The sequence below is a fragment of the Methylibium sp. genome (assembly GCF_013817365.1).
GTDB lineage: Bacteria > Pseudomonadota > Gammaproteobacteria > Burkholderiales > Burkholderiaceae_C > Methylibium.
Genome location: NZ_JACDCU010000068.1, coordinates 1 through 12348 on the forward strand (window position 1 = coordinate 1; position 12348 = coordinate 12348).

Consider the following 12348-nt stretch of genomic DNA (forward strand, 5'->3'; position numbering starts at 1 on the left):
CATCCGACCCACCCGAACCGAGGTGGCTCGTCGGTCTGTAGTGCGGGAAGGCTGGCCACGCTCCTGGCTTCGTCGAGCGTCGCGCTGATGGCGAGCAGCATCATGAGCGATACGATCGATTGATCGAAGAGGTGCGCCGTGAAAAAGTTCATGACGTGCCCGAACAGCGCGGCACCGACCGCCCACATCTGGAACTTGTCGCTGTCGGGCAGGTTGCTTCGCAACGCCGCGTTGCCGATCCAGCGGAAGGCGAGGGCGATGCTCGCCACGAAGGTGAGCATCAGCGGAAGGCCCCCTAGCACACCCATCACGAGGTAGTGGTTCGTGAGGTCCGTGTGCTGGGCGTTTGCCTGGATGCCGGTCGGCATCCAGTGCCGCGTGAAGTCGGTGCCGACCAACCACCACTCGTCGAGGTGCTCGAGCGCAGCGTGGATGAGCTGGGCGCGGTGCCAGCCGGTGCTGCCGCCGACGATGTCGACGCGCGCCATCAGGTAATAGAACGGATCGTTCATCACAATCTGCAGGACGGCGATGCCCGCGATTCCCGCCCCGAGCACGAGGCCGATCCCCGAACGGGCCTTCCAAAGCATCATGGCGAGAAGCGCGAAGCACACCATCAGCACCGGGCCGCTCGACGCGGCGCTGAAGACGATCGCGGCGCCCGCTGCGACACCGACGATCGACGTCATTGGATGCCGATGCCACAGCGACATGGCCAGCACCAGGCATGCAGCGCCGACCGTGCCCGCGAGAATGGGGTGGGCGAACGGCCCGGCGGCGCGGAACTTGCCTTCTCTGGACTGCGTCATCAACCCGCCCATCGCCTCGAACGGGTTCTCGCCGGACGAGTACTCGACGAGCATCAGCACGCCGATCGGGGCGAGGACGAGGCCGCTCAGCCCGATCAGCCGTCGGATGTCGGCCATGTCGCGCACGAACACGCGCAGCAGGAAGTAGCTGCCCAGGTAGTCCCACACCAGCCCGCAGCGGAACGCCAGGTCGTTCGAGTCGTGGAAGCCCCAGCTCGCGACGATCCAGACGCCCCAGGCGGTCCAGATCGAGTCCATGGCGTTCCAGCCGGACGAGAGCCCTTCGCGCCGCAGCATGCAGCGCAGGAACCCGAGGACGATGATCAACCGCAGGAAGGTGAGGGCCGTGCCGTCGATCATGATCAACTGGCCGCGCGGCATCCAGGCGAAGGTCATCAGCAGCGGGAGCACCGCCCATCGACGGGGCAGCAGCAACTGGCCGAGGCTGGCGAGCGCCAGGAAAACGATGCCGAAGTTCGCTGTCAACGTTCTGCCGCCCGCTCCGGGTCGTTCTCCATCAGTCTTGAGGGCCGCCGGACGTCGATCGCCGGTGGCTCACGGCCGATGCCACAGCAGCGCACGCACCCGCGCAGCCTGTTCGCGACGCAGGTAAGCCGCCTTGGCCGGGGACAGGGCGGGGCGCCGAGCGCTCAGGTGGTACCACAGGTAGCCGACGTACTGGACGGCCGCGCTGACAACGACGGGTTTCTCGCTCAAGCGGCGAGCGCACTTGAAGAGTTCGAACACCGGGTGCGACGCGAAGGAGCCGTCACGCATGCCCAGCTTCAGCAAGCCGCGCAAGCGGCCGCCGGCCGACGACGTCGGACGGTAGTGATGCACCGTCAGGTCGGTTTGCGGACGCACGGTCCAGCCGACCCGCTGGGCGTCGATCTGGGCCAACCAGTCCTCGCCACCGTAGAGCAGCGGCGTGTAGCCTCCGATCTCGTCGAAGCAGGCTCGGCGGAACATCTGCACGCCGCCGGCCACCGCCTGCGGCGAGTTTGCCGGGCGGCAGCGCCATTCGCCGCCGATGCGCTCGTGGACGTAGCCGCCGGTGATCCCGAGGGTGGGGTCGAACTCGAACTCCTTCAGCAGCCTCTCGAAATAGTCGCTGCGCGCCGGTGCGATATCCGCATCCTGGACGCACACGTAATCGAACGGGAACTCCCTCGCAAGCTCGTAGGCCGAGCCGATGGCTCGGTACTGGGCGCCGAAGCTTCGCTTCGCCGGGCTGCCGTTGCGCACCAGCTTGATGAAGGCGTGGTCCGCTGCGTAGCCCGCCACGATCTCCGCGGTCCGGTCGGTCGAACCGTCGTCCACGATGAACCAGGCCAGCGGCTTCGCAGTCTGCCGCAGGACGGATTGGATTGCGAAGCCGATGTACTGCTCCTCGTTCTTCGCCGCGGTGATGAGTACGAACGCGCCCCTCATGGCAACCCCTCAGAAAGTGGAAATCAGCTTCCGTGAAGCGGAGCCGAGGACCCGGACGTTCCGCGCAGACGGTCGACCGCCATCCATCTCAGGCAAGCCGCGCTGGATTTCGCCTTCTGCATCCGGTCGGACGAGAGCCTGCGGTTCGTCATGGAAGCGATGGAATGCCCGGCGATGCGCACGGCGTGGTGCACGTAGGAAATCAGCACGTACAGGCTCGATGCGGTTCGAGAATGGTGCTTCGCCCAGTATTGGCAATCGGCTCGCTGCATCTCGATCGAGAAACGCAGCGGAGCGTTCGATGAACTCGCTCCGCCGTAATGGATCGCTTCGGCGAAGGGGACGAAGACGACCTGCCACCCGGCGTGCCAGAAGCGCTTGCACCAATCCATGTCTTCGCCGTAGATGAAGAAACCCTCGTCGAGCAGGCCGACCCGGTCGATCGCCCGACGTTTTGCGACGAGGAAGCATCCGCTCAGGATGTCGACCGGAGTGACTCGGTCCGGCGCCTCGTGCCATTGCAGGTAGCCATTGAACAGCGCCAGCCGGGGCAGTAGGACGTCGAGCGCCAACGCGCGGCACAACGAGTTCCACAAACGCGGGAAGCCTTTGTAGGACACCTGCCGTTTCCCATCGCGGCCGATGATCTTCGGGCCGACGACGCCGACGTCCGCCCGGGACTCGCAGAACGCCACGAGCTCCGACAGGCATCCCTTCAGCACGTGGACGTCCGAGTTGACCAGCGCGATGTAATCACCCGTGCACCGGCGGATGCCGATGTTGTTGGCCTTGGAGAAGCCCAGGTTCGCCGTATTGCGGATCAGCGTCACCGCCGGGAATCGCCGCTGCACCATGTCGGCGGAGCCGTCGGAGGACGCGTTGTCGACGACCACGATCTCCATGGGACCGTCGTAGACGTCTTCCGCCAGCGACTGCAGGCACTCCTCGAGGTACGCCTTCGCGTTCCAGCTGACAATGATGACGGACAGGCTGACGGGTTTCATGGGCATCCGATCAATCTCAAGCCGTCTGACGTGCATCGACCATCACCATCGATTCGATCGGCGCGGTGCGCCACATGAAGCGGCGCTCGCGGAAGTAGACCGCGGCGGTTCGAATGCCGTCCGCCACCGCCAGCGTGCGCGGGCTCGGCGTCGCCACGGCGGCTTCGCACGCCCGGTCGAGCTGGGCCGCGACAACTCCGAGCGAAAAGTGCTCGCACACGAAACGACGAGCGAAGGCTCCGAGCTCGCCGCGCAGCACTGAGGAAGCCGCCAGTTCCCTGATCGCGGCCTGCACGGCTGACTCGCCCGGCGCATCGTCCGCGTGACCGAACATGCCCGCGTAGGCGAACTTGGCGGCCGACGCGGGCGAAAGGATTTCGGCGAAGCTGCCTTCGCCGGCGACAACGACCGGCTTGCCGAATGCCATGCCGCGCAACGCCGAGCTGCCCATGCCGACGATCACGTCGGCGGCGGCATAGACAGGGCGCGGGTCCAGCAGCGCGCCGAGCAGCACGACGGCGTCGCGGCCGAGCCTCGCGTTGGCGGCATCCGCCAGCTGCTGGATCTCCGCACGTGCCGTTCCGTCGCCGGCAATGAGAAGACGCAGCGGGAACTGGCGGCCCAACATCGCCACCGCCTCGATGGTGCGCCGGAGGCTGTCGCCCTTGATCGTCCGTACGAGTCGCGAGGCGGTGCCGATGACGATCTCCTCGCGGCCGACGCCGAAGCGGGCCCGTGCGTCCCGAGCGGGCCAGACGTCCGGCGCGTTGCGCGTGACATCGACCGGCGGAACGAGAAGATCGACCTTCCGGCTGCCGCGCGCGCGAGCGATGTCGACGAGCTCCTGCGTGCCGAAGGTCGTCGGGATCCGCTTCGGCAGAAGCCGAGCCACGTGCATCTGCATGTCGGTCAGCAGCAGGGGCAGGCTCGACGGCAAGTGCACGCCGTAGTACGCGTCCATCAGGGCCCATGTCTCCCAGACGTAGACCAGGTCCGGCTGCCAGTCGCTTACGGCGGCGCGCAAGGCCCGTATGCGCGGCAGGCACGGATGCATCCGGGCGGCCGGCGCGGGCAGATAACGGATGCCGCAGGAGTTGACGAGCTTCACCATCGGACCCGGCGACGCGAAGATTGCCACGTCATGGCCGTGCACATCCCGCAGCGTCACCGCCAGCTCGATGGCATTCACCGTCGTGCCACCGAGGACGAGTTCGTGAAGGAACAAGAGAATCTTCACCGGAAGGTTCCTGAGTGCGCGGCCCGATGCCTCAAGGCAATTCGATCTTCCGCCGGTCGATCAATCCGACGAACGACAGCAGCCGAAGGATGAACTTCGGCACGTGCTGCGTGCCGACCAGACCCACCAGCGAACGAGCGGAGTGCAAGCTGCTGATCCCGAGGACCAGCAGGCCGACGGCGTAAGCCGGGCCGCTCGGCAGGAGCTCGAAGCCGAGGAACGCCGAACCCGTCAGCGCGAGGAACACCAGCCCGGCCTTCGCGTTGTCGAACGACCAGCGAAAGCCGGTCATCCGTCGCACGATCGGATAGATGAGGAGGGCATGAAAGACGTAGGACGCGAAGAACGCCATGCCCGCGCCGGCGAGTCCGTAGGCGTCCACCAGCAGCCACGACAGCCCGATGTAGACGACCGTCCACGCGACCTCGGTGGCGATGTACGCCGCCTGCCTGTTCTTCGCGACGATGATGTAGCCCATGGGCCAGGTGATCACGCGCAGCGCCATGCCGATGCAGATCCACCGCAGCACGCCGACCGCCGGGACGAAGTTCTCGCTGAAGAGCAAAGAGATCAGAACCGGAGACAGCGCGAGCGTCGCCACGACGCCCGGACCCGCAAGCAGCACGCTGACGTGAGCCTGCTCGTTCACCAACCGGTTCATCTCCCGATGGTCATTGATTTGCTGCACGAGGCGGGGATAGAAGTCCGTGCCCATCGCTTGCAGAACAAACCCGACGTAGAGCCCGCCCAGGGCCCAGCCGGCTTGGTAGAGCCCCGCGCCGCTCAACCCGGAATCCCTCAGCACGATGATGCGGACCGCGTAGGACGCGCCCATCATGAGGAAGCCGCTCACCATGAACGCCACGCCCAGCTTCAGGAGCGACGCTGTGTCGCCGCGCAGCTCGTCGTAGCTGAGCTTCACCGATGCGATCTTCAGGCGGCGGCCGTACCACCACGATATCGCGGCCGACACCGCGGCGACCGCAACGAGCGCCGGAACCACGCCGCGATCGCGGAAGAAATAGATGATCGGGATGGAGACCACGGTGCCGATCGCCGCGCCGAAGGCGCTGACTCGGGCGAGGTCGGAGATCTGACGTGTGCCCTGCAGCAGCGCGCTCTGTCCGCCGGCCAGGACGTTGAAGAACACCGCGAGCGACAGCAACTCGACCCCACCGACGTGCTCGAGGTTGCCGAACGTGAGCTCGGCGACCGGCGCCGCGAACAGCGCCAGTAGGCACGCACCCGCGATGCCGAGAACGACCGTCACGCGTCGCAGCACGGTAACGGTCCGCGCGATCCGCAGCTTGTCGTCCGTCCCGACCGCTTCCGCGATCTGACGCACGCCGCTTCGCTGCACGCCCATTTCCGCGACGCTGCGGGTGACGTCGGTGATCGCCGTGTAGGCGCCCATCAGTCCGAACCCGGCCGGTCCGAGCAGCATGGCCATCAGCTTGGTACGGACGATGCCGATCAACACATTGACCAGCGTCGATCCGCCCACGACGGCGGAGGATCGGAGGATCTGGGCGTAGGTCGACTTGGCGGCCGCGGGGCCCGCGAGGTGCAGACCGTTCACGGGGATGGTCGACGCCGTGTCCGAACGCCGCGGCTGCCCGTGCGCATTGCCGGGCTGGCGCGTGCCGTCGAGCACAGGGGCGGTGATTGCAACGCCTTCCCCCGCCAGCATCGTCTGAGACGCTGAGACGCTCACGGCATGCACGCCTTCGTAAGAGCCGTTGCCACGGACCGCTGTTCGGACTCCGACAGCCCGGAGAACAGCGGCAGGAGCACGCAACAGTCCTGCGCCTCCTCGGAGCAAGGCAGGGCATGGCGGCGCGGCGTGTCGCGGTACGCCGGCTCCCGGTGGCTGCACATGACTCCCCGCCGAGTGCTGATACCGTCATCCAGCATCGCCTGCATCACGCCTCGCTGATCACAGCTCGCGGGCAGTCGAACGCAATAGCTTTGCCAGTTCGTGCGCGCCCAGGTGGGCTCCTCGGGCAGAGCCAATCCCTCGACATCCGCCAGCAACGCGCGGTAGCGTGCTGCCAGCTCGCGCCGTTTGGCAACGATGCCGGGCAGGCGCTTGAGCTGCTCGCGACCGACCGCAGCCTGGATGTCGGTCATGCGGTAGTTGTAGCCAACAGTCGGATACGACTCGAAGATGACCTGGGCCGCGCCGTGGCGAACGTCCGCCGGCACGCTCATGGCGTGTTGGCGAAGCAGACGGAACCGGGCGTCCCACGCCGCATTGCGCGTGGTGAGCATGCCGCCGTCGCCGGTGCTGATGACCTTGCGCGGGTGGAACGAGAAGCACGCAATATCGCCGTGCGGCTTGCCGATTTTTTCCCATTCCCCGTTCCACAGAAGCTCGCTGCCGATCGCGCAGGCCGCGTCCTCGATGACCGGGATGCCGCGCCTGTGCGCCACCTCCACGATGCGCTTCATGTCGCAGGGCATGCCGATCTGGTGCACGCACAGGATCGCGCGGGTTCGCTCTGTGATCCCGGCCTCGACGAGCGAAGGATCGACATTGAAGCTGCGCGGATCGATGTCGACGAAAACCGGCGTTGCGCCGCAGTACCGGACCGCGTTAGCCGTGGCGATGTAGGAGTGGCTTGCGGTGATGACCTCGTCGTCCGCCTGGACGCCGACTGCGAGCAACGCCAGATGCAGCGCGGTCGTGCAGTTCGACACCGCGCAAGCATGTGGCGCACCGACGTACTCGGCAAATGCCTGTTCGAAGGCAGCGACCTCGGGCCCTTGCGTGATCCATCCACTCAGAATGGCGCGCCGCGCGGCATCGGCTTCCGCTTCTCCCATCACCGGCCTTGCGATCGGAATCATGCTGGTGCCACCGAGGACCTGTTCGTGTGCCACCAGTCGACGAGCCGTGAGAGACCATCCTCCAGCCCGACCCGGGCCTTGAAGTCGAGGAGCCGCTCTGCCTTGCTGGTGTCGGCGAGCCGACGCGGCACCGGGTTGACGCCGCGCTCTGGTCCGTACTCCGGCTCAAGATTCGAGCCCATCACCTTGAGCAGCGCGGCTGCCAAGTCGTTCAGGCTCGTTTCGGTACCGCTGGCAACGTTGAAGACTTCGTCGGTAGCGTCGCACAGCAGTGCGAGCACGTTGGAACTCGCCACGTCGTCGATGTAGACGAAATCCATGCTTTGGGTGCCGTCGCCAAGGATCAATGGCGGCTGTCCCGCGGCGATGCGGTCCATCCAGCGGATCAGCACCTCGGTGTATTTCCCGTGCAGGTCCATACGCGGGCCATAAACGTTGAAGTAACGCATGGCCGCATAGGGCAGTCCGTACATCGCGTGATAGGAACGCAACAGTCCTTCGAGCATGACTTTGCTCGCGCCATACCAGGTCTGGTTGTTGTATGGATGGTGGTCCTCGCGCGTCGGGAAGGATTCGGCCAGCCCGTAGATCGATGCCGATGAAGCGGCGACGATCTTCTTGACGCCGGCTTCCCGGGCGGCGTCGATGACGTTGAAGCTGCCGTCGCACATCACCTCCATCGCTCGCCTGGGGTCGGCGGCGCAAGCGGTGATGCGCAGTGCCGCCAGATGAATCACCGCGTCCATGCCTTCGGTGGCGCGCCTGACGGTGCCGGCATCGCAGATGTCGCCCTGCACAAAGCTCAGCCGGGGGTCCTTCAGCGAGTGCTCGACGTTGGCCAGCGTTCCTCGAACCAGGTCGTCGAGGATCACGATCCGGGCAGGATCATACTTGCGCAACAGCAGGTCGATCGTGGTGGAGCCGATCAGGCCGGCACCGCCGGTGACGAGAATTTTCGCGCCGTGGATGTTCATCAGATCGCGCCTTGGCAGCGAACGACGACCAGAACGGTCTTGAGCAGGAGCTTGATGTCCAGCATCAGGGAAGATTCACGCAGGTAGCGAAGGTCCATTCTCACCATCTCGTTGAACGTGACCTTGCTGCGGCCCTCGACTTGCCACAAGCCCGTGATGCCCGGCTTGATGGCAAGGATGCGACGCAGGTGCCACGACTCGTACTGCGCGGCCTCATAGGCAAGGGGAGGCCTCGGACCGACGAGACTCATGTCGCCCTTGAGCACGTTGAACAATTGCGGAAGCTCGTCGATGCTCGTCTTGCGTATAAGTCTGCCGATGCGCGTGACTCTCGGATCGGCGTGCAGCTTGTACAGCGCCGTCTTGCCCTGTCCGGCAGCGTCGTCGTTCTGGACTCCCTTGATGAGTTTTTCCACGAATTCGCGGTGGATCCCATCGTCCGAGTTCGTCACCATCGATCGAAACTTGTAGAAAGTGAAGGGAACGCCGCCCTTGCCCAGCCGCATCTGCTTGAAGATGATAGGTCCGCGCGAGGTCAGGGCGATCACCAAGGCGACGACCAGCATCAGTGGTCCCATCAGGCACATGGCGGCAATTGCGCCGGTGATATCCAGGCATCTTTTCAACGGATAGCCCGCTTCGCTCTGGCCCGTTGCATCAGCGACAAGGAATGGCTGGAAGGCGGGCTGCGTGCGTGTCCCCTTGGTGAGACTTTCGAACAGATCGTCCGGGTAGGTGGCAGCGACGACCGTGAACGGAAGGTCGCCGGCTCGCGCATCGATCTTCCGCGTGAAACCTTTGATTCCCTGCTCGTCCGTGTCGGGGCAGAGCACCGCGATCATGTCGCCGGCCAGATGACCGAGGATGTCGGTTTCCCGCTTGGCGCTGTGGAGCGCTTCCAGCAAGCGGTCGGCGTGCCGCGTGTCCTGCGATGTTTTGTTAGTCAGCTGATAGAGCACAAGGGAAAGCGCTGCTTGACAGCGCTCCGCGCGACGTTGCTCTCGGTGCAGATCCTTCAAGAAATCGTTCAGCGGTAGCGCGTCGACGGGGGTTGATCGAACGGCTGATCGCCTAGCAAAGGTTCTGTTTACGGCATTACGCTCGGCTTCGATCCGCTTGCCCGCAGCACATGCGATCTGCTCGTCGTGGAGCCGATGATGCAGCCGCGAGGATGGCGGCGCACGCCGGGCAAGGTCTATGACACTGGACGCCGAAGACCCGTTGTGAGTACTCATGCAGCTCCCCCTAGAGCAGCCGAGACGACGGCTAAGGCTGCCGCCGTAAATCGGATAATTGCTGCCAGCTGAACGCGCGCTCACGCAGTGCTCATACCGGCACTTGCTTGCCGCGTAAAATGTAGTGAGCTGTAAGAATGCCTGCTTCACTCGCACTGCGCAATTGCAAGTTTAGGGGCCCCCCCTGAATCAGGGGCGCTAGCTCGACACCCGCTCGCACAGCGGCAACATAAGGCGCAAACTCCAACTCACGCGTTGGCATAGCGACCAGCCGCCCGAAGAGGTGGTCGAGTCGCTTATGGGTTCATCAACATGGGGCGAGTGATGAACAATGTTGTTGAAGACTTCGTCGCCAGAGCGAAATGGGTTGTGCGGATTGCGACCAAGCGTCGCTGGTTCGTCCTCTCTGTTGCGGCTGCCGTGGCCATGGTCTGCGTTCTTGGCCTTACCGCCGTTCCCGATCGTTTTCAAGCAACCGCGCGTATCTACGTCGATACGGAAACGGTACTCAAGCCGTTGATGGCGGATCTGACGTTCCAGCCCGACATCAACCAGCGGGTCGGCATGCTCGCTCGCACATTGATCTCGCGACCCAACGTAGAGCGGTTGGTCGACAATCCCGAATTGCAGCTCGACGTGTCGAGCGCCAGTGCACGGGAAGATGTCGTGTCGCGCCTGATGGATCGGATCAAGGTCGTACCGACGGGATCCGGAAATCTCTATGAGATCTCTTATCGGGACACGAGCCCCGAGCGTGCGCAGCACCTCGTCGAAGCGACAGTGGACCTGTTCGTCAATGCCAATGCCGGCGCGAAGAAACGCGACTCGGAAGAAGCCGGGCTGTTCATCGAGGATCAGATTCGCAGCCACGAGACCAAGCTGATCGAGGCCGAGAGTCGCCTGAAGGAATTCAAAGTACGCAATTTCGGCGTATCGGGCGTGTCGAATCAGGACTATTTCGCCCGCGTGTCGTCGTTGACCGACGAAGTCAACAAGCTGCGCATCGAGCTGAACGCGGCCGAGCGGTCTCGCGACTCATATCGCCGCGAACTCGCTGCCGAGGACCCTCAATTGCCCCCAGAGCTTGCGTTGAGGAACGGTGCGCCCTTGGTTTCGGAGGGTGAGGCACGCCTGGAAGCGCAAAGAAGTCAGCTGAACGAACTGCTGCGCCGGTACACAGACGTGCATCCCGATGTGATCAGCGCGCGTCGCGTGATCGGTCAACTGGAGATCGAAGAACGCGAACGCAAAGAGGCTGAAGCGCGCGTACTCGCAAAGACGGGAAAAACAGGCAAGGCCGCGACCAGCCCTGTCTATCAGAAGCTGCGTATATCGCTAGCCGAGAGCGAGGCGCAGGTAGCGTCGTTACGCTCGCAGCTCGCGGGGCTGCAAGGGCAACTGCAGCAGGTCAGGTCATTGGCAGGTCGCGTGCCTCAAGTGGAGGCCGAACTCGCACAATTGAACCGCGACTACGACGTGATTCGCAAGAACTACGAGCTGATGGTGGGGCGGCGGGAGTCTGCGTCCCTCGGGGTGAAGCTTGATGAATCGTCCCAGCTCGCAGAGTTCCGGCTCGTCGAGCCGCCACATGTTTCACCATCGCCTGTCTTTCCCGGACGCCTGCATCTGGCTGCAATCGCAATCATCGTGTCGCTTGCTGCAGGGGTATTGTCCGCAGTTGTCGTCGATCTCACGTGGCCGACTATTGACGAGGCGGTGTCTTTGCGTCAGCTCTCCGGTCGTCCGGTCCTGGGAACCGTGTCGATGTTGGTGACGCCCCAAGTCAAGCGAAAGCAGCGAATGCACACATGGCGATTCACCATAGCGTTCGGGGTTTTGTTGATGCTGCAGACGCTGTGGGTGGCGTGGATCGCAATGAAGCCGCATCTCGAGCGGGTTCAGTCATGAGCATCATCGAGCAAGCGACCCAACGTCTCGAAGAGTTGAAGCGAGCGGGCGTTTCGGTGCCGTGGGCTGCCGCTGGCATTGCAAAGAGCGAGTTGCAGGCACGCGTCGACGCCAGTCAACGCTACCCGTCTGTGGAGTCGACGCCCGCTGTAGCCGTACGCCAACTCGGTGTGGACTCGCCTGCGTCGAGCGTGGCTTCGCTGAGAGTGCTCCGCTCGCCCAGCACGACGGAGCCGCGCGCGCCTTTGCTGCTGAACCTGGAGGAGCTCGAACGCTCCGGCCACCTCGTTCCAACACAGACGAGGTCGACTCTGGCGGAAGAGTTTCGCCAAATCAAGCGGCCGCTGCTCAAGAACGCGCGCAGCAAGGACTCCGCCGCGAACAGGCTCTCGCTGATCATGGTCACGAGTGCGTTGCCAGGGGAAGGCAAGACCTTCTGCGCCATCAACCTCGCGATGAGCATGGCCGCGGAAATCGACACGTCGGTCTTGCTCGTCGATGCGGACGTTCTTCGCCCCCAAGTGCTGCAGCGGCTGGGCATCGAGGCGGAAAAGGGCCTGCTCGATGTGCTGACCGATGCGGAGCTCGATTTGTCGGACGTGATTCACAAGACGAATGTTCCCAAGCTGTCCATCCTTCCCTCGGGCGCGCGCAACATGATGTCGACCGAACTGCTCGCGAGCGAAGCGATGGAGACCTTGCTCGTCTCGCTGGCGAACCGGTATTCGGATCGCGTCGTGATCTTCGACGCACCGCCGCTGCTCGTGACCAACGAAGCGCAAGTGCTCGCGTCCCGAGTCGGACAGGTCGTTCTGGTCGTTCAGGCATCGACCACACCGCGCAGCGTCGTCCTGCAGGCGTTCGCGGCGGTGGAGCAGTGCCCCGTTGTGATGTCCGTGC

The 12348-nt window shown here is 64.3% G+C and carries 10 protein-coding genes; 2 read left to right on the top strand and 8 right to left on the bottom strand.

Annotated elements, in window-relative coordinates; translation table 11 throughout:
• The 8 genes from H0W38_RS06590 to H0W38_RS06625 all read right to left on the bottom strand — a co-directional run.
• Nucleotides 1–1295: hypothetical protein (locus tag H0W38_RS06590; protein ID WP_292452291.1), on the bottom strand; the 1295-nt coding region annotated here is incomplete at its 3' end.
• A 69-nt stretch (nucleotides 1296–1364) separates the two neighbouring features.
• Complete coding sequence (locus tag H0W38_RS06595) at nucleotides 1365–2240, bottom strand: glycosyltransferase family A protein (RefSeq protein ID WP_292452293.1); 876 nt, start codon at nucleotides 2238–2240, stop codon at nucleotides 1365–1367.
• A 23-nt stretch (nucleotides 2241–2263) separates the two neighbouring features.
• Nucleotides 2264–3244: a glycosyltransferase family 2 protein gene (locus H0W38_RS06600; RefSeq protein ID WP_292452294.1), complete on the bottom strand. Its 981-nt coding sequence runs from the start codon at nucleotides 3242–3244 to the stop codon at nucleotides 2264–2266.
• Nucleotides 3245–3260: 16 nt separating this feature from the next.
• Complete coding sequence (locus tag H0W38_RS06605; protein WP_292452295.1) at nucleotides 3261–4481, bottom strand: glycosyltransferase family 4 protein; 1221 nt, start codon at nucleotides 4479–4481, stop codon at nucleotides 3261–3263.
• A gap of 31 nt (nucleotides 4482–4512) precedes the next feature.
• The gene (locus H0W38_RS06610; protein ID WP_292452297.1) at nucleotides 4513–6135 is read right to left on the bottom strand and encodes an O-antigen translocase; all 1623 of its coding nucleotides are present in this window, start codon (nucleotides 6133–6135) and stop codon (nucleotides 4513–4515) included.
• A 56-nt stretch (nucleotides 6136–6191) separates the two neighbouring features.
• On the bottom strand, nucleotides 6192–7331 hold the full coding sequence (locus tag H0W38_RS06615; RefSeq protein ID WP_292452298.1) for a DegT/DnrJ/EryC1/StrS aminotransferase family protein: 1140 nt from the start codon (nucleotides 7329–7331) through the stop codon (nucleotides 6192–6194).
• On the bottom strand, nucleotides 7328–8305 hold the full coding sequence (locus tag H0W38_RS06620) for an NAD-dependent epimerase/dehydratase family protein (RefSeq protein WP_292452299.1): 978 nt from the start codon (nucleotides 8303–8305) through the stop codon (nucleotides 7328–7330). Before H0W38_RS06620 ends, H0W38_RS06615 begins: the two co-directional genes overlap by 4 nt.
• The gene (locus H0W38_RS06625; RefSeq protein ID WP_292452301.1) at nucleotides 8305–9540 is read right to left on the bottom strand and encodes a sugar transferase; all 1236 of its coding nucleotides are present in this window, start codon (nucleotides 9538–9540) and stop codon (nucleotides 8305–8307) included. The genes H0W38_RS06620 and H0W38_RS06625 overlap by 1 nt, the downstream gene beginning before the upstream one ends.
• Before the next feature lie 324 nt (nucleotides 9541–9864).
• Between H0W38_RS06625 and H0W38_RS06630 the strand changes: the two genes are divergently transcribed.
• The gene (locus H0W38_RS06630; RefSeq protein ID WP_292452303.1) at nucleotides 9865–11448 is read left to right on the top strand and encodes an XrtA system polysaccharide chain length determinant; all 1584 of its coding nucleotides are present in this window, start codon (nucleotides 9865–9867) and stop codon (nucleotides 11446–11448) included.
• A partial coding sequence (locus tag H0W38_RS06635) for an XrtA-associated tyrosine autokinase (RefSeq protein WP_292452304.1) occupies nucleotides 11445–12348 on the top strand: 904 nt, incomplete at its 3' end. The genes H0W38_RS06630 and H0W38_RS06635, both read left to right, overlap by 4 nt.

What these genes read in the sequence shown, in the direction of transcription:
- H0W38_RS06595 (WP_292452293.1), bottom strand. Translation starts at nt 2,240, where the DNA reads ATGAGGGGCGCGTTCGTACTCATCACCGCGGCGAAGAACGAGGAGCAG.
- H0W38_RS06600 (WP_292452294.1), bottom strand. Translation starts at nt 3,244, where the DNA reads ATGAAACCCGTCAGCCTGTCCGTCATCATTGTCAGCTGGAACGCGAAG.
- H0W38_RS06615 (WP_292452298.1), bottom strand. Translation starts at nt 7,331, where the DNA reads ATGATTCCGATCGCAAGGCCGGTGATGGGAGAAGCGGAAGCCGATGCC.
- H0W38_RS06620 (WP_292452299.1), bottom strand. Translation starts at nt 8,305, where the DNA reads ATGAACATCCACGGCGCGAAAATTCTCGTCACCGGCGGTGCCGGCCTG.
- H0W38_RS06625 (WP_292452301.1), bottom strand. Translation starts at nt 9,540, where the DNA reads ATGAGTACTCACAACGGGTCTTCGGCGTCCAGTGTCATAGACCTTGCC.
- H0W38_RS06630 (WP_292452303.1), top strand. Translation starts at nt 9,865, where the DNA reads ATGAACAATGTTGTTGAAGACTTCGTCGCCAGAGCGAAATGGGTTGTG.